Source organism: Enterobacter sp. BIDMC92, from assembly GCF_001030225.1.
Classification (GTDB): domain Bacteria; phylum Pseudomonadota; class Gammaproteobacteria; order Enterobacterales; family Enterobacteriaceae; genus Enterobacter; species Enterobacter sichuanensis.
In genome coordinates this window covers 38,199-56,668 of record NZ_KQ087598.1, presented here as the reverse complement: position 1 = coordinate 56,668, position 18,470 = coordinate 38,199, and the positions used below count along the sequence as shown (strand labels likewise).

The following is an 18,470-nucleotide window of genomic DNA, read 5'->3' as shown; positions in this document are numbered from 1 at the left end:
GATTAACGAACGGGCAGCGGTGCATTCTCTGCAACCAGACCCTGACGGCGCATCTCTTCCCAGAATGCCGCTGGAATGGTGGCTTTTAGCGCAGCCAAATCCTCAGCCATACGGCCAGGGCGGCTGGAGCCAGGGATCACGGCGGTGACGGCCGGATTCGCCAGCGCAAACTGCAGTGCCGCAGCTTTTACATCCACGTTGAACCGCGCGGCAACAGCCTGAATACGTGCCACCTGCTCATGAATAGCCGGAGAGGCTTTTTGATATTCGAAGTGCTCCCCACCGGCCAGCACGCCTGAGCTGTAGGGACCGCCGACCACGATATCGACATTGTGCTCCAGCGCCTCTGGCATCAGACGCTGTAAGGCGCGTTTATGGTCGAGCAGAGAGTAACGGCCCGCCAGAAGGAAGGCATCGGGCTTAGGCTCATCCAGCGCCAGCGTCAGCTCGCACGGCTCGACGCGGTTTACGCCCAGACCCCATGCTTTGATGACGCCCTCTTCCCGCAGGCGAGTCAGGGCACGGAACGCACCGGTACGCGCCACATTGAACTGTTCCAGCCAGCTGTCACCGTAGAAATCCTGCGCTGGGTCGTGGATCCAGACGATATCCAGACGGTCAGTTTTCAGTCGTTTCAGGCTATCCTCAATAGAGCGCAGCGTGGCATCAGCGGAGTAGTCATTGAGAATTTTGTTTTTCAGTCCGTGTTCAAACAGACCGCCTTTCTCACCAAAATCACGGGTCGCGGGATCTTCCATCTCGTCGAGCATGATGCGGCCTACTTTGGTGCTCAGCACATACTCGTCGCGAGGATACTGAGACAGCGCCTCACCCATGCGCAGTTCGGAAAGGCCAGAGCCATAAAGCGGTGCGGTGTCGAAGTAACGCACGCCCAGTTTCCAGGCGTCGTGTACGGTGGCCAGTGCTTCATCCTCAGGAATGTTGCGGAACATGTTGCCCAGCGGTGCGCCGCCCAGGCCGATGTTTGCAGGTAACAGATTTTTGATACTCATAAGATGTCCTCAGTATTTGGGTTCAGATCGGGCGATTTCGCTGTCGCCCTGTGACGCTGATCACAATACCTTGCGAGGTTATGACTTGATAGGACATAATTCGTCTAACTTGAGTCCTTTGAGGTCTGATATGATTGATTTACGACAGTTGAAATATTTCGTGGTGGTGGCAGAAGAGGAGCACGTTGGCCGTGCCGCCGAGCGTTTGCATATCTCTCAGTCTCCGCTGAGCCGCCAGATTGCCCAGCTTGAAGAACGCCTCGGTTTGATGCTTTTTGAACGCAACCAGCAGCGCATACGTTTAACCGCCGACGGGCAAACTTTCCTCGCTGAGACCCGCTCCCTGCTGACCCACGCGAACCGTCTGGAGTCCCTCGGAAAACGCTTAGGCCGCGGCGAGGATGGGGGGTTGTGTATCGGCTATATTGAAAACGCGATGCACTCCGGTGTGCTCTCTACCGCCTTACGCACGCTGCGCCAGTCCCGCCCGGACGTCCATATAGCCCTTTACAGCCAGCCACCCGCCACGCAGATCGAAGGGTTGCGTCAGCGCAGCCTCGACTTTTCACTGGTCGACACGCCACCTGCGGAAAGCGAGCAGGACCTGGAATATATTCAGGTGCTGGATGACAAAATGCTGCTGGCATTGCCGCAACATCACCCTCTGGCTCAGGAAGAGGTCCTTTTGCCCGCGCAACTGGCGGATCAGGAGTGGATTGCCGTCATTCACAACGATGATGCTCACTCCCGCGACGAGTTTGTTGCCGCCTGCGTGAAGGCGGGATTTAACCCGACCATTCGTCTGGAGGCGGGTGAACCGCTAACGGCACTGGGGCTTGTGGCCGCAGGGCTTGGACTGGCGCTCATCCAGCACAGCCTGCGTCATAACGCACCGGAAGGGGTGATACTGCGCGAACTACCGTGGATGCCTTACTCAACTCAGCTGTGGGCGGCGTGGCATAAGGCCAACCAGCGTCCACTGGTCACGCATTTCAGGGAAATTTTGCGTGGGAACAAAAATGATTAACACCCTGCACATCCAAAACTACCGCTCCATCCGCGATATGTCGCTGGAGCTGGAGCAGCTCAACATCGTCTTCGGGCCGAACGGTACCGGAAAATCGAATATCTACAAGGCGATACACCTGATGCACAGCGCCGCGCAGGGGCAGTTTTCCCAGGCGCTGGCAAACGAGGGCGGCATCCTGAAGGTGTTCTGGGCAGGCAAAACCCGCAGCGATCAGCTGCGGCGGATGAACCTGGCGGTAGAAACAGAGACCTATGAATACGAGCTGCAGGTCGGGTTTGTGGAGAAGTTGCCTTACCCGTCGCAGTTCCAGCTCGACCCGGTCATTAAAGAGGAGTCCATCTGGCTGAGCGGCCAGCACCGTCGCCCTTCGTCCCAGCTGATGAAGCGCAGGAATCAGGCGGTGTTTCTGAATAACGTGCATCACGAGAAAGTGACCCACAGCGGCACGCTCTATGAGAATGAATCGGTGTTCGGCCAGCTCGGTGAACCGCATCTTTACCCGGAAGTGTCGCAGATGCGCGAGTCCCTGCGTAACTGGCGCTTTTACCATGAGTTTTCCGTCTCCTCCGGCTCGGCGATGCGTGCCCCGCAGGTCGGTTTCCGCTCCCCGGTGCTGGCCAGCGACGGCGCCAACCTGGCAGCGGCGTTTCAGACCATTGTCGAGATTGGCGACGAACTACTGCTGATGCGCATTCTCGACCAGGCCTTCCCCGGCTGCGTGTTTTACAGCGACAACACCGGCGGGCGGTTCCGGATGATGATGCAGCGCGAAGGGCTGAGCAGACCGCTGGAGCCCGCAGAGTTCTCTGACGGTACGCTCCGCTTCCTGTGCCTGGCGGTGGCGCTGTTAAGCCCGCGCCCACCGGCGTTTATCGCGTTGAACGAGCCGGAAAACAGCCTGCATCCTCAGATGCTGCCCGCGCTGGCGAGCTTAATCGCCGAGGCCAGCCGCTACTCGCAGATCTGGCTCACCAGCCACTCGCCGGAGCTGGCGCATTTGATTGAGAAACATCGATCGTTTTCGCTGTATCAGCTGTCGATGGTGGAGGGAGAGACGAAGGTGGAGAGGCTGGGGTAATGCTTTGTTCCTTGCATTCCTTTTCTCCAGTCACCACTTTCAAGGTCGCCATCAACGACGAAGATGATTTCCGCCGGGTATGCCTTTGGCGAATTCTGAGCTCGAGATACATTATCCAATTTATTGTCGCCAGTTTCTGCCGGCAGGATAATCTGTAAACGTTGGTTATCAGATGAGAAAATTAAAATGGATATTGCACTTTTCCCTGGTCAGAACATCCGTGCATGGGCTGAAACAATGATAAATCTTGAAGCCCGTCGGATACATCAGCATTAAACAGCAAAAAACAGGATCACGCTAAAAAGACACTGGCGCCAAAGGAGAAAACAATAGATTACGGTGTTTAAAGCACTCTCGTTAGGATCGCTCGTAACCGTCAGCCAGAAGATGCCGCCCACGCCTTTTTATTCCATCGAGACAGAATTATAAAGACGAGTGAACACGAAAGGTCTTTCGCCACTCCGCCGGACTGACCCCAAAACGCGCTTTAAACTGTTGTCGCCAGGTGACAGCGGAATTAAACCCCACCAGCTCGGCCACGCTTTCAATCGGCATATTTCCCGCTTCAAGCAAGATCTGGCTGCGCCGCAGGCGCTCGGCGGTAAGCCAGTCGGCGACGCTCATCCCCGTGGCCTTAACAAAATGACGGGTCAGCGTGCGGCGGCTCATGGAGACCACTTCCGCCAGCGAATCCAGGCTATGCGGTTCGGTGATGTGCTGCTGAAGATAGTCGATCAGGCCGTTAATCCGCCCGTCCCGGGTATCTTTCGGCACCGGCTGGGCAATGAATTGCGCCTGTCCGCCATCGCGGTGGGGCGGAACAATCATCCGGCGGGCGATCTGGTTAGCAACCACGCTGCCAAAGCGCTGACGAATGATATACAGGCAGCAGTCCAGCGCGGCGGCAGTGCCTGCGGAAGTGATGATATTGCCGTCATCCACGTAGAGGGCATTGATATCCAGCCGGACGTTCGGGAAGAGCGACTGAAACTGGCGTTCGAACTCCCAGTGGGTGGCCGCACGTTTGCCGTCGAGGATCCCCGCATAAGCCAGCACAAACGACCCCAGACACAGCCCGACAATCTCCGCGCCGTGATCTCTTGCTTGTATCAGGCTGTCGAGCAGCGTCTGAGGCGGGCGTTCAAGGACATGCTGCCAGTAGGGAACGACGACAATATCGGCCTGTCCGATGGCGGAGTAGTCCTGCGTAGCATTGAGGGTAAATCCGTCTTTTGATGTGAGGAAACCGGGCGTTTCGGCGCAAATCGTCACGTTAAAGCGCTTTTCGCCGGAGACCGAGTCACCAAACAGAATGCAGGGAACGGAGTAGTGGAACGGGCTGAACCCGTCTACCGCGACAATGGCGACGTTGATGAGCGACATCAGTTTCTCCCTTCCCTTTAAAACACTCAGAATATAACGGTTTCACCGTCCTGGGGAATGCTCACTGCGTCACTCACCTGGTTGGCTTCAACGTACTCACGCAGCGCGCTGCGGGTCAACAGGCAGTGGTTGATGGCCTCCATGTGGCTCGCCACAATGTGGGCCTGCGGCAGCAGGAAATGGACGTTGAGCACGTCTTGCTGGCCCATAATAATCGGCCCAAAACCAATAACGTGAGCATAGCCAGCGTTAAGGACCACCACATCCGGCTGGTGCTTTTGCAGATCGGCTGCCACCTCTTCACGCCAGACGGTATCCCCTGCCAGATAGAGCGTCTTCTCAGCAGGATGACACAGCACCACGCCGCAGGCCTCGCCCAGCCGCGCCGCCAGCTCCGGTACGGCGTAAGCGCGGTCAGTACCGTGCTGGCCGCCGTGGGTTTTCGCAATCTGAATATCGCCGAAACGGGTCGCATCGGTCATCACCGTCAGGTTGCTAAACCCCTGGCTGCGCAGCAGCGCGGCGTCACTGTCGTTTTGCACGTAGATCGGTTTGTCTTTGGCGATCAGTTCCGCCGCAGTGCGATCCCAGTGATCGTCATGGGTATGGGTAACGATCACCGCATCGGCATCCAGCAGCGTGTTGACGTCAACGGGAAGCTCGACCATCGGGTTGCGGAGATCGGCGCGTGCCGTGCCGGGAAAGCCCGGGTATGCGCCCTTCGGGGCCAGCATCGGGTCGATTAAAAGGCGTTTACCGGCGTAGGTAATCAGCTGCGTGGCGTTGCGAATGTGGGTGATGTTCATGGGCTATTCTCCGGTTAGTGTGAAAAGAGAATAGCCCGTGGCCACGCTGAACACTGTGGGCTAAAGGGCGATGTTCGATGAAATCGGGCCAATTTAAGGCGCCGCGTTTTCTGTCCGTTCCCTTACCAGCCCGGTACCGCCCCACCGTTAAAGATGGTTTCAGCGGCTTTAGCCACTTCAGGCGACTGATAAGACTGGATAAATTCCTTCACGTTCTCCGCGTCTTTGTTGTCTTCGCGCGTCACCACAATGTTCACGTACGGCGAGTTTTTATCTTCAATAAAGACGCTGTCATGCACCGGCGACAGCCCGGTTTGCTGAATATAGGTGGTGCTGATAATCGCGACATCTACTTTCGGGTCATCCAGCACGCGCGGCAGCTGCGCCCCTTCCAGCTCCATAATCTTCAGGTGTTTGGGATTCGCGGTAATATCCAGCGCCGTCGGCAGCAGACCGGTGTCTGGCTTCAGGGTTATGAGCTTCTCTTTTTGCAACAGCAACAGCGCGCGTCCCAGGTTGGTCGGATCGTTTGGAATGGCGATGGTCGCGCCGTCCTTCAGGTCAGACACGGATTTGATTTTGCGGGAGTAGCCCGCCATCGGGAAAACAAAAGTATTCGCCACGGCGACCAGCTTATAGTTATGCGCCTTGTTATCCTCTTCAAGGAACGGGCGATGCTGGAAAACGTTGGCATCCAGTTCCCCCTGGTTGGTGGCGTCGTTGGGCAGCAGCGAACCGCTGAAGCCCACCAGCTCCACATCCAGGCCATATTTCTCTTTAGCCACTTTTTTGGCGACTTCCGCCACGTCCTGTTCAGCGCCATTGATGACGCCGACTTTAATGTGTTTGGCATCGCTGCCACTTTGATCGCATCCTGCCAGCAGCAGACCCGCGAGAACCAGAGCACCTAATCGACGTTTCACAAGACAGTTCCTTTTGATAAATGGTGTAGTGACTATATCGACAACGAGGCGGTGAAATAAAAACCTAAAAAGAATCAGTAAGAAGGATACGTTATAAACGGGTATCGCCGGGTGGCGCTGTGCTTACCCGACCTATATGACGGGGAAGTGTAGGCCCGGTAAGCGTAGCGCCACCGGGCGATGAATCTCGATGCCTAATGACTTAAAGCGCTTTCGCCAGGTAATGACGCTGCATGCCCGGATAAGGATAGTCCTGCAAAGACATCTGCAGCTGATACCCCTGTTTTTCATAAAACGGACGCGCCTGGAAGCTGGCCGTATCCACCAGCGCGTGCTTGCAGCCTTTGCGTCTGGCTTCCTCTTCAGCCGCTTTGATGAGCTGGCTGCCCACACCGGTTCCCCGGACGGTGTCGCTTACCCAGAGGTAATCAATATTCAGCCAGTCGCCTTTGCGCACGCCGATTAACCCGCCCAGCATGACACCTTTTTCGTCACGCACGTAAACGCCAATATCGCCGCTAAAGGTTGCCATATCCAAAAATTGCGCGTTGTAGGCACGAAGCCCCACGAATAACTCTTCTTTTTCCTGCTGCGTAACCGTATTGGTAATGCTCAGTTGCATGGCGTTCTCCCTGTTTTTGTGTGCTGTTTGACTATCGCACAGATACTTTACGGAGAAAATTCATACTTTCGGCTGGCGTCGCTACACTGAATGTAACGATATATTTCATGGGAAGCATGCGTCTTTTCAAGGGGGTTTCGATGAAAGCTGCGCACCTGGTCTGCCTGCTGGTTTGTCTGCTGTTCGCCGCGTTTGTCCATGCGCAGGAAAAGGACGATCCGGCGCGGGAGGCTCAAATCAAGCAGCAGGTCCTCAAAGATGTGAAAAAAGCCTGTACACCCCAGAAAAAACAGAGCGATAAAGCCTGGCAGGAGATGATTTTGTCGTCTGAGGCCAATCAACTGCTGATCAAGAATGCCATCACCGCCGTCAAGCGCGACAACCTGGATGCCTACTGGGCGGCGATTGGCCAGGTGGATTGTATGGAAGATTATTGAATGCTGCTTGCCGGGTGGCGCTGCGCTTACCCGGCCTACATCACATGTTTAACGTTTCCGCACGTCCGGAATGATGAGATCCCCGCGCAGCACGTACGACCCCAGCATCTGCGTTTTTTCCGTCAGCCAGCTCACGATACGCGCCGCCATGGCATCCATTGAATATTCAATGGCCGGGATCACCGGAATACCCGGCAGGTGCAGCGAACCGGCCAGGCTGAAGACCATAATGTCCTCCGGCACGGATTTATTAAACGCCTGCAGCTGCGGGATCACCCGCTGGGCTTCCTGCTCGTCCGCGACCAGCAATGCGTTGAAATTGAGCGTGCTGGCATTATTGAGCAGCTCCTGAAGCGCAACGGACGAGGAGGTGGCGTCCATAAACACAAGGTTGCGATTAAAGGGCAGGAAATTTTTCTCCAGCGCATGCTTGTAGCCAAGCAGAACCTGATCAGCAAAACCGCTGCCGTGCGGGTGGATGAGGGCAATCTGCCGTCGCCCCTGGCTGGTCAGGTAGTTACAGGCGGTTTCGGCGGCAAAGGCATGATCGAACTGGATACTGTTGGAATTATCAGACTCCATACAGTCAACCAGAATGACGTTGTCCCTGTCGACGTCCAGCGGGAAACGCGCGCCAATCACCAGGATGTCATCGCACAGCCCACAAGAGAGCTCTTCCAGAGCGTGCATCACTTCCGCTTTGCTATGCGCGAAGCGCAGCAGCAGGTGTTTCTGGTGCTGACTGAGCTGTTTTTCCAGCGCGTAGAGATAACCGGTGGTCTGGTTAATGTTTTCCTGGGCACAAATCACCCCGATGCACCCTGTCGACTGGCTCAGCAGCGACTGCGCAATCACATTAGGCCGGTAGTTAAGTTCATCCACTGCCTTCAGAACCGCCTGACGGCTGGCTTCCTTTACGCCACGCGACCCACTCAACACTCGCGATACCGTGGCTTTAGATACCCCGGCAAGACGTGATACATCATTGATTGTCGACATCTCTTTCCCCTGACAGGCTTACCTCGCGCCTGCAAATTCCATGACCGCTTCGGCTCACATTATAGCCAGAAGGGAGTATATCCGTTTCCGTTTTCCATGGAAACCGATTTTCCGTTTCCACTCAAAATGATGTCAAAACAACCAAATAGTGTGACACGCATCGGGTTAATTAGCCTCATAAGTAAGGGATCTTGATGAGTATCACACTTCTGCTTTTTATGAATGGAAACCGGTTTCCATCTGATATCCAATCATCAGCGCAATATCTATTTACATTTTGAGGATGGTTGTCGATGTTCAAGATTATGCTCTGCTGCTCTGCCGGGATGTCCACCAGCCTGCTGGTCAGCAAAATGGTCGATGTCGCGAAAGAACGGGGTTTGCCGGTAAAAATTGATGCGTATGGCGTTTCCGAATTTGATACGCAGTTTCCGCAATACCAGGTTGTCCTTCTCGGACCGCAAGTGAAATACATGTTACAGACACTCTCAGACAAGGCGGCCACCAAAGGCATTCCCGTCCAGCCCATCGATATGATGGACTACGGCATGCAACGTGGCGATAAGGTACTGGACTATGCTCTGTCGCTCATCGAAGCGGCACACTAAAAGGTGTTCTCATGAGTTCGTTATATCAATCCATGGTCGCGGTGATTGAGCAGTCAATTACCCCGCTGGCCGCGAAGCTCGGCCAGCAAAAGTATGTGATTGCCATCCGCGACGGCTTTACCGCCGCGCTGCCGTTTATGATCATCGGCTCGTTTATGCTGGTGTTCATCTTCCCGCCGTTTTCGGCGGACACCACCAACAGCTTCGCCCGCGGCTGGCTGGATTTCTCCCAGACCTACCGCGAGCAGTTGATGCTGCCGTTTAACCTCAGCATGGGCGTCATGACCTTTTTCATCTCGGTGGGAATTGGGGCAAGCCTGGGACGTCAGTTTAACCTTGACCCGGTGATGTCCGGCCTGCTGGCCTTCATGGCCTTCCTGCTGGTCGCCGCACCGTATGCCGACGGTAAGATCTCCACCCAGTATCTTTCCGGTCAGGGGATTTTTACCGCTCTGATCACCGCGATTTACGCTACTCGCGTCTATGCGTGGCTGAAGCAGAACAACGTCACCATTCGTCTGCCGAAAGAAGTCCCGACCGGCGTGGCGCGGTCGTTTGAGATCCTGATCCCGGTGATGGTGGTGATCGGTACCCTGCACCCGCTGAACCTGTTTATTGAGGCGCAGACCGGGATGATTATTCCGCAGGCGATAATGCACCTGCTGGAGCCGCTGGTCTCTGCGTCTGACTCCCTGCCAGCCATTCTGCTCTCCGTGCTGCTGTGCCAGATCTTCTGGTTTGCCGGTATTCACGGCTCGCTGATTGTCACCGGCATCATGAACCCGTTCTGGATGGCGAACCTGTCGGCCAACCAGGCGGCACTGGCGGCCGGCGCGGCGCTGCCGCACGTCTACCTGCAGGGCTTCTGGGATCACTACCTGCTGATTGGCGGCGTCGGTTCTACGCTGCCGCTGGCCTTCCTGCTGCTGCGTAGCCGCGTAACGCACTTACGCACTATCGGCAAAATGGGCGTTGTGCCAAGCTTCTTTAACATCAACGAGCCGATCCTGTTCGGCGCGCCGATCATCATGAACCCGATGCTGTTTATTCCGTTCGTGTGCGTTCCACTGGTGAACGCCTGCCTGGCCTGGGCGGCAACCAGACTGGGCTGGCTGGCACAGGTAGTGTCGCTCACGCCGTGGACCACGCCCGCGCCCATTGGCGCCTCATGGGCCGCCAACTGGGCGCTGAGCCCGGTGGTGATGTGTCTCGTTTGTATGGTGATGTCAGCGCTGATGTACCTGCCGTTCCTGCGCGCTTACGAGCGTACGTTGATGAAAAACGAAGAGCAGAAGGCTCAGGCAACCGTCGGAGCCGCTGAGACCGCAAGCCATTAAGTCAAAGAGGACGCGTCATGAAATATACCTTTCCCGATAATTTCTGGTGGGGCAGCGCAAGCTCCGCTCTCCAGACCGAAGGGACACGAGAGGGTGAAACCACATGGGATTACTGGTTTGCCCGCGAGCCGAACCGTTTTCACAACGGCGTGGGGCCGCAGCAGACCTCCACGTTTTATCAACACTGGAAAACGGACATTCAGCTGTTAAAGCAGCTGAATCACAACAGCTTTCGCACTTCCATAAGCTGGGCGCGCCTGATCCCCGACGGTATCGGTGAAGTGAATCCGAAGGCAGTCGAATTTTATAATCAGGTCATTGATGAGCTGATCGAACAGGGCATTACGCCGTTTATCACCCTGTTCCACTTCGACATGCCGATGGCGATGCAGGAGATCGGCGGCTGGGAAAACCGTGACGTGGTGGAGGCTTACGCCCGCTATGCGCAGGTTTGCTTCGACCTGTTTGGCGATCGCGTGCTGCACTGGTTTACCTTCAACGAGCCGATCGTCCCGGTGGAAGGCGGTTATCTGTACGACTTCCATTACCCGAACGTGGTGGATTTCCGCCGGGCAGCCACCGTGGCGTACCACACCGTGCTGGCCCATGCGAAGGCCGTTCAGGCCTACCGTGCGGGCCATTATGCCGGGGAGATCGGTATCGTGTTGAACCTGACGCCGTCGTACCCGCGCTCGCAAAACCCGGCGGACGTCAAAGCGGCGCACGTGGCCGACCTGATGTTTAACCGCAGCTTCCTCGACCCGGTTCTGCGCGGGGAGTATCCGGCCGACCTGGTGGCGTTGCTGAAAACCCACAATCAACTGCCTGCCTGTAAACCGGAAGACAGTCTCCTGATTGCGGAAGGGAAAATCGACCTGCTCGGCATTAACTACTACCAGCCGCGTCGCGTGAAGTGTCGTGACAGCGCGGTGAACCCGCAGGCACCGTTTATGCCGGAGTGGTTCTTTGAAAACTACGAGATGCCAGGCCGCAAGATGAACCCGTACCGTGGCTGGGAAATCTACGAACCGGGTATTTACGATATTCTGGTTAACCTGCGCGACAATTACGGCAATCCACGCTGTTTTATTTCTGAAAACGGTATGGGCGTCGAAAATGAGCAGCGCTTTATTGAAAATGGCCAGATAAACGATCAATACCGCATTGATTTTATTTCCGGGCATTTAACCTGGCTGCATAAAGGTATTAGCGAAGGGTGCAATTGCCTCGGTTATCATATGTGGACCTTTATTGATAACTGGTCGTGGTGCAATGCGTATAAAAATCGCTATGGATTTATCCAGCTCGATTTGAAAACGCAGCAGCGCACCCTTAAAAAGAGCGGAGAGTGGTTTGCCGCCACCTCATTAAATAATAGTTTCGATATCTAAAGAGAGAGATGATGATTGCCTTAGAAGAAGCGGTTATGGAAATCATCGTCAATGCGGGTCAGTCGCGCAGCCTGTGCTTTGAAGCACTGCACGCTGCGCGGCAGGGCAACATTGACGAAGCCAAAAGCCTGCTGCGTGAAGCCGATGGCTACGCGCGACAGGCGCACAAGATGCAGACCAAACTTATTGAGCAGGATGCGGGTGAAGCCCGTCAGCCGATGACCTTAATTATGGTTCACGCCCAGGATCATTTAATGAATTCGCTATTAGCGCGTGAATTGTCTGAAGAAATAATCCATTTATATCAGAGATAATCTATGGCGAAATAAATTAATGTAATACCTCTGTACCTAAAATAGAATTCCACTTGTTCTGATGATAGCGACATACTCTGTCAGATCGGAGCGGGATGGTTATTGTCTGAATAAAACTAAACTATATTGAGATAACCATGAATACGATTAAAAAACTTCCATTAACCATGGCGGTTATCGCCGCGCTTTGCCCAATTTCTGTCCTCGCCCAGGAATTTACGCAGGAGCAAATCGACGCCATTGTGGCAAAAGCGGTAGATAAAGCCCTGGCCGAACGCCAGGCCAAAATGGATGCCGCCGTGGCGAAAAAAGCCGACGTGGTCACCGAGCCGCAAAGCGCGGCGCAATCTCCGGATATGGCCATTCCGTTCGGCATTAAATTTACCGGCTACGCCCGCTACGGCGCGCACTTCCAGGCTGCTGACCAGAAGTATGTGGCGGTAGACGGCTCCTATAACGGGGCATCTGCCATTGGTCGTCTGGGTAACGAAGGCAACGGCGGCGAATTCCAGCTCTCCAAAGCCTTCAAGGGTGACAACGGCGCCATCTGGGACATCAACGTGATGATCGACCACTGGGGCGATGAAGTTAACCTGAAAAAAGCCTACGCCGGTGTAACCAACATTATGGCCTCCAACCCGAACGCCTATTTCTGGGCCGGTCGTGACTTCCACCAGCGTCCGCAGCAGGGCATCAACGATTACTTCTGGATGAACCACGACGGCCAGGGCGCCGGGGTGAAGAACTTCGACATCGGCGGCGTGCAGTTCGACGTGGCCGCCGTGGCGGCGGTGGAATCCTGTAGCCCGGAAGTGCTGGAAGATGAAGCGAACCCGTCGCGCATCACCTGTACCGGCGGTTCCGGCACGGGCGACAAAGGCAACTACGCCGCGACTTCAAAAATCCACGGCATGAAGGTCGGTCCGCTGGATCTGGAGCTGTACGCCAACTACGGCTTTGACTCAAAAGCGGTTGAAAGTGACGAGCGTCTGAACGCCTGGCAGGGCGGCGTGGTGCTGAGCCACACCAACGACAGCGGCGTGAATAAGGTGATTGCCCGTTACTCCGATAACGCGGACAACAGCGTGTTTAATAAAACCGAAGATCTGACCACGGTTTACGCCAGCTTCGAAGGGCTGCACAAATTCACTCCGCAGACTCAGGTGGAGTATATCCTCGCCTTCCACGACTACGACAACAGCCGTGATAAAACGGACAACCGTAAGAACTACAACGCCATTGTCCGTCCGATGCACTGGTGGAACGACGTCCACTCCACCTGGCTGGAAGCGGGCTGGCAGCATGTGGATTACGACAACGGCGGCGATAACAAGGGCTGGAAGCTGACCCTCTCGCAGAACATGTCGATCGCCATGGGGCCGGAGTTCCGTCCGATGCTGCGCTTCTACGTAACCGGCGGCAAAGTGGATAACGAACGCACTGCCCGCGTGAACAACACCAAAGACGAAACGCTGGACGACTTCAACGTCGGCGCAATGTGGGAGGCGTGGTTCTAAGCAAGATAGACGCAAAACGGCAACGATAGTTGCCGTTTTTAGTGTTTGCTCCCTCTCCCCGTGGGAGAGGGACGGGGTGAGGGCACCATGCCGCACCCCATCATGCTATGCTGTTGACCGAATTAACGACAACATAGCAGGGGAGAACATGGGTTCCACACGTAAAGGGATGTTAAACGTCCTGATCGCCGCCGTTTTATGGGGCAGTTCAGGGGTGTGCGCGCAGTACATCATGGAGAAAAGCCAGATCTCTTCGCCTTACCTGACGATGATTCGCCTGCTGTTTACCGGCGTGATCCTGCTGACCCTCTCCTTCGTTCACGGCGACAAGATTTTCTCGGTCATCAAACATCGCAAAGACGCCCTTAGTCTGCTGTTTTTCTCGCTGGCTGGTGCGCTTACCGTACAGCTCACCTTCCTGCTGACGATTGAAAAATCCAACGCCGCTACCGCTACCGTGCTGCAGTTTCTGTCGCCGACCATTATCGTGGCGTGGTTCGCGCTGGCACGCAAAAAGCGCCCCGGCGTGTTTGTCCTGTCCGCGATCGTGACCTCGCTTGTCGGAACGTTCCTGCTGGTGACCCATGGCGATCCCACTTCGCTCTCCATCTCCCCTGCAGCCTTGTTCTTTGGCATTGCCTCGGCCTTTGCCGCCGCGTTTTACACCACCTACCCGTCAACGCTGATTGCCCGCTACGGCACGCTGCCGATTGTCGGCTGGAGTATGTTGATTGCAGGGTTAATGCTGACGCCGTTTTATGCCGGACGCGGCACCACGTTTGTGATCGACAGCAGCCTGCTGCTGGCATTTTTCTACCTGGTGGTGATCGGCACGGCGCTGACGTTCAGCCTGTATCTGAAAGGCGCGCAGATGATCGGCGGGCCGAAGGCGAGCATTCTGAGCTGCGCCGAGCCGCTGAGCAGCGCGTTACTGTCGGTGATGCTGCTGGGCGTGGCGTTCACCCTGCCCGACTGGCTGGGGACGCTGCTGATTGTGTCGTCGGTGGTGTTGATTTCGATGGATTCGAGAAGACGGGTGAAAGCCCCGGCGTGATTTATGAATAATAGTGATAGCGACACATCAGAATGGTGAGAGCGCTATCCGACACCCCGTAAACCAGACGGTCAGTGTCGTTGATCCGCCGGGACCAGTATCCGGAAAGGTTGCCTTTAAGGGGTTCCGGCTTACCCAAGCCATCGAAGGGCTGGCGCTTTGCATCCTCAATCAGTTTATTGATTCTGCGAAGCGTCTTCTTGTCCTGCTCCTGCCACCACAGGTAATCGTCCCAGCCGTTATCGGTCCAAATCAGTAGCCTGGTCATCTATCAGATCCCTCTGCGTGGTTTTTCCCGTGTTTGCCTGCTCGATTGACTCCATCAGTCGGCTGGCGTTGGCAGGCGAACTCATCAGATGGATGGTTTCCATCATTGAGTTGTAGTGCTGCAGAGACATCACTACCGCATCACCCCCGTTACGACGGCTGATGATGGTTGTCTCCACGTTGTCATTCACGTCGTCCAACACATCTTTGAGTCGGCTTCGTGCTTCGGTAAACGTCACAACCTGCATACTTCCTCCTGTACAAGTTACGGTACAAGTATATCGGCAAGGTGATTATTTATCAATCAACGTGTCTTTACCTTCCCTGCCACCAGCAGCGCCGTCAGCAGCATCAGCGTGCCGGAAATCACCAGGGGTGACGTCAGACCAAGGTGGTCGAGCGCAACGCCGCCCACCGCCGCGCCGCAGGTGTTCGCCAGCTGAATCACCGCCACCTGAATCGACCCGGCTTTCTCCGCCTGATCGGCAAGCGAGCGGGTGATCCACGTCGACCAGCCAACCGGCACCAGCGCAAAGGCAAAGCCCCAGATAATCGCAATCGCCGAGGCGACCCATTTATCGCTACCCCACAGAATCAGCACCGCGGCACTGAGAGCCAGCACCAGCGGGGCCCCCGCCAGCGCCACTTTCAGCGAGCGTTTCAGGAACTGGGACGACAGCGAGGTGCCGACAAAGCTGGCGATACCGAAGCTCAGGAGCACCAGCGTCAGGCCATCGACGTCAAAACCCGCCATGGTCATAAACACCGGGCGGATATAGGTGAAGAAGGCAAACTGCCCGGCAAAAGCCATAAAGATGGCGGTCATCCCCGCCAGCACACCAGGGCGCTTCAGCAGCGCGAACATGTTCTGCTTATGGTGCGCCGCTTCGCCCGGCAGCGACGGCAGCGCTTTCCACACCCAAATGATGCAGAGCAGCCCCATTACCGCCGCCGCGTTAAAGACGTTACGCCAGCCGATAATCCCGCCGAGAAAACTGCCCAGCGGCGCGGCAATCACCAGCGCGATGGAGACTGCGCCAAAGATAACGGAGAGGGCTTTCGGCACGGTGCGCGCCGGCACCAGACGCATGGTGAGCGAGGCGGACATTGCCCAGAAACCGCCCAACCCCAGACCCAGACAGGCGCGACCGAGCAGCAGCAGGGTGAAGCTCTCCGCGAAAGAGACCAGCAGACAGGAGAGCGTCAGGAGCACGCTGAAGAGAATGACCACTTTGCGGCGATCAATCGCGCCAATGACCTGCGTGATAAACAGGCTGGCAAACATCGCCACAAACGCGGTCACGGTAACGGACTGCCCTGCCACGCCCTCGGAAATGCCCAGATCCTGCGCCATCGGCGTCAGCAGGCTGACCGGTAAAAACTCGACGGTAATAAGACAGGCGACGCAGAACGCCACGGAAAAAACCGCCGACCAGTTGGGCCGAGTAACCTCTTTGGTCTGCGGTCTGGTCGAGGGCTGGATATGTTCTGTCATGGCGTCACCTGAAGATAAAAACGTGCGGAAAAGTCGCGCAGTTTATCACCAAAAGTGTGATGGATTTAACGTTTAGACAACTTTTGACGTTTTGACAGGGGATCAGTGCAGGTAAAACACCCCCTCTTCCGGCAGGAAGAGCTGGTTATAGCGTAGCTGGAAGGCATTCAGCTCCTGCGGGTCGGGCTCCATTTCGCGCATAAAGCCGAGCGTCAGGCGGATTTGCGCATCAGTGATTGGCGCGGCCAGACGGGCTTTACGCAGCATGCGGTGCCAGGTGTGCAGGTTCTCTTCGCTGCCGTCGACGATGCAGACCTGCCAGATGAGCAGCACCTGTGCCGCGTTTTGCAGATGCGCTTCGTCAGGGCGTTCAAGATAGCGGATAAACTCATTGCCGGGCGTTTTACCGAACTGGTCGATCATCGACTCGACAGGCATTGGGGTGATCCCCAGACGTTCGCTTAAGCGTTTGATGGCGCGGCGGGAGTCAGAGGTCAGGACACGAAACCCAACCACAAACACCACGGCAAGCGTTGCCAGCATTATCCAGACCATGCGTTCTCCTTAGAATAGCCGCTCATCATAGCGGGAAACGCAGGGCGTCAACAGCGGGCGGCGCCATAATAGTGAACGGAAAAGACCTTGCAGAAGGGGATATAAGGCATTAACGCCGGGGCGTTAATATAAAAAAGCCCGGCATCACACACCGGGCAAAGAAGTTACCTGCACACTCAGGCTATTTTTAATTTCTGCGCGCGATTTTCCCGGCGAATTTTACGTTCCTCCAGCACCGCGACCATCGCCATCAGGACGATACAGCCGATGGCTGCCGCATCCAGCGCGGCAAAGGTGCCCGCCCAGCCGGTGAGGCCGAAAATTGGCGTGCCGTCAGCGATCATCCCCAGACCCAGCTTGGCGAAGCTGTCGCCGATCAGGTAGGCGAAGGTGCCTTTAATCCCGTCGGCGGCACCGATCGCTTTTTTCGGAACGAAGCCGACTGCCGCCACGCCGATCAGCAGCTGTGGACCAAACACCAGGAAGCCGAGCGCGAACAGGGACGCCAGGTAAACGTACTGGTTGCTGGCATGCTGGTAAACGCCCAGGGTAGCAATAATCAGCGCCAGCGCGATGCAGGCCACCAGCGCACGACGACCGTTGGCGAGATCCGAGAGCCAGCCCCAGAGCAGCGTGCCGACCAGCGCGCCCACTTCAAACAGGGTGAAGCCCTGAATCGCCACCTCTTTAGAAAGCTTCAGCTCCTGGAAGGCATACACGGTAGACCACTGGTCGATACCGATGCGCACCACGTACAGGAAGATATTCGAGAAGCAGAGCAGCCAGATCACTTTGTTTTTCAGCACGTACTCAACAAAGATCTGCCATTTGGTCATCTCGTTTTCTTCGGTCTCTTTGTCCTCTTCGCTGATCTCCTCGCCGAACAGCTCTTCGGCTTTGCCAAGGCCGTAAGATTCCGGGGAGTCGCTGCCGAAGCGCAGGCCGATAAAGCCGACAATCAGGGCGATAATCGACGGGAAGATAAACATGCCGATCACGTGGCCGTCGAACAGGTAGTTTGCGCCGAACAGCGCCACGCCAGCCGCACCTGCCCCGCCGAGGTTGTGGGAGATGTTCCACATGCCGAGGTACGAGCCACGCTTGCGGCGCGGGGTCCATTTGGTGATGGTGGAGTAGCTGCACGACCCGCCGGTGCTCTGGAAGAAACCGCTCAGGGCGTAGAAGGCGATCATCAGGAACAGGCTGACGGAGCCCGCGCCCATGCTGGCGCTGAAGCCAAGCATACAGATAGCGGAGAGGATCAGCATAAATGGCAGGAACTGCTTGGTGTTTTTGCCGTCCGCGTAGTAGGAAACAACGGTTTTCCCCACGCCGTAGGTGATGGAGAAGCCCAGACCGATCATCCCCAGCTGCGTCATGCTCAGCCCGTAGGTCGAGATCATGTCGTTCTGCGCGATGTTAAAGTTTTTGCGGATCAGGTACATGGTCAGGTAGCCGATGAAGACCACCAGATAGGACTGCATGAACGGTTTGAACCACATCTTGCGCCGCACGTCGAGCGGCAGATCCAGGGTCGGCTTGCGCACCTGATTGAGGAAGGCCAGCATGGTTTGCTCCTGAGCTGATTTTTACCTGCGAATGGCAGGCATTGTAAAAATCAGCCCGGAGAGACGCCTGAGA

At 56.1% G+C, this 18,470-nt stretch carries 20 protein-coding genes; 9 read left to right on the top strand and 11 right to left on the bottom strand.

Going from position 1 to position 18,470, the window contains the following annotated elements; all coding sequences use genetic code 11:
• Positions 1-2 precede the first annotated feature (2 nt).
• The gene (locus SP99_RS00290; RefSeq protein ID WP_047957426.1) at positions 3-1,013 is read right to left on the bottom strand and encodes an aldo/keto reductase; all 1,011 of its coding nucleotides are present in this window, start codon (positions 1,011-1,013) and stop codon (positions 3-5) included.
• 130 nt (positions 1,014-1,143) lie between these two features.
• Here SP99_RS00290 and SP99_RS00285 point away from each other — a divergent pair, with 130 nt between their 5' ends.
• Both SP99_RS00285 and SP99_RS00280 read left to right on the top strand, forming a co-directional pair.
• Entirely contained in the window at positions 1,144-2,040 is an 897-nt protein-coding gene (locus SP99_RS00285; protein WP_047957425.1) for a LysR substrate-binding domain-containing protein, read from the top strand.
• On the top strand, positions 2,033-3,121 hold the full coding sequence (locus SP99_RS00280; protein ID WP_047957424.1) for an AAA family ATPase: 1,089 nt from the start codon (positions 2,033-2,035) through the stop codon (positions 3,119-3,121). Before SP99_RS00285 ends, SP99_RS00280 begins: the two co-directional genes overlap by 8 nt.
• A gap of 423 nt (positions 3,122-3,544) precedes the next feature.
• On the opposite strand, the gene SP99_RS00275 is transcribed toward SP99_RS00280, so the two are convergent.
• The 4 genes from SP99_RS00275 to SP99_RS00260 all read right to left on the bottom strand — a co-directional run bounded on the left by SP99_RS00275 (position 3,545) and on the right by SP99_RS00260 (position 6,855).
• Positions 3,545-4,504, bottom strand: coding sequence for a GlxA family transcriptional regulator (locus SP99_RS00275; RefSeq protein ID WP_047957423.1), 960 nt, complete (start codon positions 4,502-4,504; stop codon positions 3,545-3,547).
• Positions 4,505-4,530: 26 nt separating this feature from the next.
• On the bottom strand, positions 4,531-5,310 hold the full coding sequence (locus tag SP99_RS00270; protein ID WP_047957422.1) for an MBL fold metallo-hydrolase: 780 nt from the start codon (positions 5,308-5,310) through the stop codon (positions 4,531-4,533).
• A 122-nt stretch (positions 5,311-5,432) separates the two neighbouring features.
• Positions 5,433-6,251, bottom strand: a complete 819-nt coding sequence (gene nlpA, locus SP99_RS00265; RefSeq protein WP_176472031.1) for a lipoprotein NlpA — start codon at positions 6,249-6,251, stop codon at positions 5,433-5,435.
• Positions 6,252-6,435: 184 nt separating this feature from the next.
• Entirely contained in the window at positions 6,436-6,855 is a 420-nt protein-coding gene (locus SP99_RS00260) for a GNAT family N-acetyltransferase (protein ID WP_047957421.1), read from the bottom strand.
• 140 nt (positions 6,856-6,995) lie between these two features.
• On the opposite strand from SP99_RS00260, the gene SP99_RS00255 reads away from it, so the two are divergent.
• Entirely contained in the window at positions 6,996-7,292 is a 297-nt protein-coding gene (locus SP99_RS00255; RefSeq protein ID WP_047957420.1) for a YicS family protein, read from the top strand.
• A gap of 48 nt (positions 7,293-7,340) precedes the next feature.
• Here SP99_RS00255 and SP99_RS00250 read toward each other — a convergent pair whose 3' ends face one another.
• A complete protein-coding gene (locus SP99_RS00250; protein ID WP_025757008.1) occupies positions 7,341-8,291 on the bottom strand; it encodes a LacI family DNA-binding transcriptional regulator in 951 nt (316 codons plus the stop codon).
• A 293-nt stretch (positions 8,292-8,584) separates the two neighbouring features.
• Between SP99_RS00250 and SP99_RS00245 the strand changes: the two genes are divergently transcribed.
• From SP99_RS00245 to SP99_RS00220, 6 genes are all read left to right on the top strand, one after another.
• Complete coding sequence (locus SP99_RS00245; protein ID WP_014830072.1) at positions 8,585-8,899, top strand: PTS sugar transporter subunit IIB; 315 nt, start codon at positions 8,585-8,587, stop codon at positions 8,897-8,899.
• A gap of 11 nt (positions 8,900-8,910) precedes the next feature.
• Positions 8,911-10,236 carry a PTS sugar transporter subunit IIC gene (locus SP99_RS00240; protein ID WP_045286460.1) on the top strand — a complete coding sequence of 442 codons (1,326 nt, stop codon included), beginning with the start codon at positions 8,911-8,913 and terminating at the stop codon, positions 10,234-10,236.
• A 17-nt stretch (positions 10,237-10,253) separates the two neighbouring features.
• A complete protein-coding gene (locus SP99_RS00235) occupies positions 10,254-11,627 on the top strand; it encodes a glycoside hydrolase family 1 protein (protein ID WP_047957419.1) in 1,374 nt (457 codons plus the stop codon).
• 11 nt (positions 11,628-11,638) lie between these two features.
• Positions 11,639-11,941, top strand: coding sequence for a PTS lactose/cellobiose transporter subunit IIA (locus tag SP99_RS00230; RefSeq protein WP_008500136.1), 303 nt, complete (start codon positions 11,639-11,641; stop codon positions 11,939-11,941).
• A 137-nt stretch (positions 11,942-12,078) separates the two neighbouring features.
• Positions 12,079-13,458 carry a carbohydrate porin gene (locus SP99_RS00225; RefSeq protein ID WP_047957418.1) on the top strand — a complete coding sequence of 460 codons (1,380 nt, stop codon included), beginning with the start codon at positions 12,079-12,081 and terminating at the stop codon, positions 13,456-13,458.
• Between the two features lie 148 nt (positions 13,459-13,606).
• Entirely contained in the window at positions 13,607-14,512 is a 906-nt protein-coding gene (locus SP99_RS00220) for a DMT family transporter (RefSeq protein ID WP_047957417.1), read from the top strand.
• A gap of 1 nt (position 14,513) precedes the next feature.
• Here SP99_RS00220 and SP99_RS00215 read toward each other — a convergent pair whose 3' ends face one another.
• The 5 genes from SP99_RS00215 to uhpT all read right to left on the bottom strand — a co-directional run bounded on the left by SP99_RS00215 (position 14,514) and on the right by uhpT (position 18,397).
• The gene (locus tag SP99_RS00215) at positions 14,514-14,780 is read right to left on the bottom strand and encodes a Txe/YoeB family addiction module toxin (protein WP_041911701.1); all 267 of its coding nucleotides are present in this window, start codon (positions 14,778-14,780) and stop codon (positions 14,514-14,516) included.
• Positions 14,752-15,027, bottom strand: coding sequence for a type II toxin-antitoxin system Phd/YefM family antitoxin (locus tag SP99_RS00210; RefSeq protein WP_047957416.1), 276 nt, complete (start codon positions 15,025-15,027; stop codon positions 14,752-14,754). The genes SP99_RS00215 and SP99_RS00210 overlap by 29 nt, the downstream gene beginning before the upstream one ends.
• A 56-nt stretch (positions 15,028-15,083) precedes the next feature.
• A complete protein-coding gene (nepI, locus tag SP99_RS00205; RefSeq protein WP_047957415.1) occupies positions 15,084-16,274 on the bottom strand; it encodes a purine ribonucleoside efflux pump NepI in 1,191 nt (396 codons plus the stop codon).
• Between the two features lie 102 nt (positions 16,275-16,376).
• On the bottom strand, positions 16,377-16,829 hold the full coding sequence (locus tag SP99_RS00200; RefSeq protein WP_047957414.1) for a DUF1198 domain-containing protein: 453 nt from the start codon (positions 16,827-16,829) through the stop codon (positions 16,377-16,379).
• Positions 16,830-17,005: 176 nt separating this feature from the next.
• Complete coding sequence (uhpT, locus tag SP99_RS00195) at positions 17,006-18,397, bottom strand: hexose-6-phosphate:phosphate antiporter (RefSeq protein WP_025757000.1); 1,392 nt, start codon at positions 18,395-18,397, stop codon at positions 17,006-17,008.
• Positions 18,398-18,470: the final 73 nt, after the last annotated feature.

Bases quoted from the DNA above. Each gene is read 5' to 3' on its own strand.
- SP99_RS00245 (WP_014830072.1), top strand. From the start codon at position 8,585: ATGTTCAAGATTATGCTCTGCTGCTCTGCCGGGATGTCCACCAGCCTG.
- SP99_RS00200 (WP_047957414.1), bottom strand. From the start codon at position 16,829: ATGGTCTGGATAATGCTGGCAACGCTTGCCGTGGTGTTTGTGGTTGGG.
- uhpT (WP_025757000.1), bottom strand. From the start codon at position 18,397: ATGCTGGCCTTCCTCAATCAGGTGCGCAAGCCGACCCTGGATCTGCCG.
- nepI (WP_047957415.1), bottom strand. From the start codon at position 16,274: ATGACAGAACATATCCAGCCCTCGACCAGACCGCAGACCAAAGAGGTT.
- SP99_RS00270 (WP_047957422.1), bottom strand. From the start codon at position 5,310: ATGAACATCACCCACATTCGCAACGCCACGCAGCTGATTACCTACGCC.
- SP99_RS00225 (WP_047957418.1), top strand. From the start codon at position 12,079: ATGAATACGATTAAAAAACTTCCATTAACCATGGCGGTTATCGCCGCG.
- SP99_RS00240 (WP_045286460.1), top strand. From the start codon at position 8,911: ATGAGTTCGTTATATCAATCCATGGTCGCGGTGATTGAGCAGTCAATT.
- SP99_RS00275 (WP_047957423.1), bottom strand. From the start codon at position 4,504: ATGTCGCTCATCAACGTCGCCATTGTCGCGGTAGACGGGTTCAGCCCG.
- SP99_RS00250 (WP_025757008.1), bottom strand. From the start codon at position 8,291: ATGTCGACAATCAATGATGTATCACGTCTTGCCGGGGTATCTAAAGCC.
- SP99_RS00215 (WP_041911701.1), bottom strand. From the start codon at position 14,780: ATGACCAGGCTACTGATTTGGACCGATAACGGCTGGGACGATTACCTG.
- SP99_RS00285 (WP_047957425.1), top strand. From the start codon at position 1,144: ATGATTGATTTACGACAGTTGAAATATTTCGTGGTGGTGGCAGAAGAG.
- SP99_RS00210 (WP_047957416.1), bottom strand. From the start codon at position 15,027: ATGCAGGTTGTGACGTTTACCGAAGCACGAAGCCGACTCAAAGATGTG.
- SP99_RS00255 (WP_047957420.1), top strand. From the start codon at position 6,996: ATGAAAGCTGCGCACCTGGTCTGCCTGCTGGTTTGTCTGCTGTTCGCC.
- SP99_RS00235 (WP_047957419.1), top strand. From the start codon at position 10,254: ATGAAATATACCTTTCCCGATAATTTCTGGTGGGGCAGCGCAAGCTCC.
- SP99_RS00230 (WP_008500136.1), top strand. From the start codon at position 11,639: ATGATTGCCTTAGAAGAAGCGGTTATGGAAATCATCGTCAATGCGGGT.
- SP99_RS00260 (WP_047957421.1), bottom strand. From the start codon at position 6,855: ATGCAACTGAGCATTACCAATACGGTTACGCAGCAGGAAAAAGAAGAG.
- SP99_RS00280 (WP_047957424.1), top strand. From the start codon at position 2,033: ATGATTAACACCCTGCACATCCAAAACTACCGCTCCATCCGCGATATG.
- SP99_RS00220 (WP_047957417.1), top strand. From the start codon at position 13,607: ATGGGTTCCACACGTAAAGGGATGTTAAACGTCCTGATCGCCGCCGTT.
- SP99_RS00290 (WP_047957426.1), bottom strand. From the start codon at position 1,013: ATGAGTATCAAAAATCTGTTACCTGCAAACATCGGCCTGGGCGGCGCA.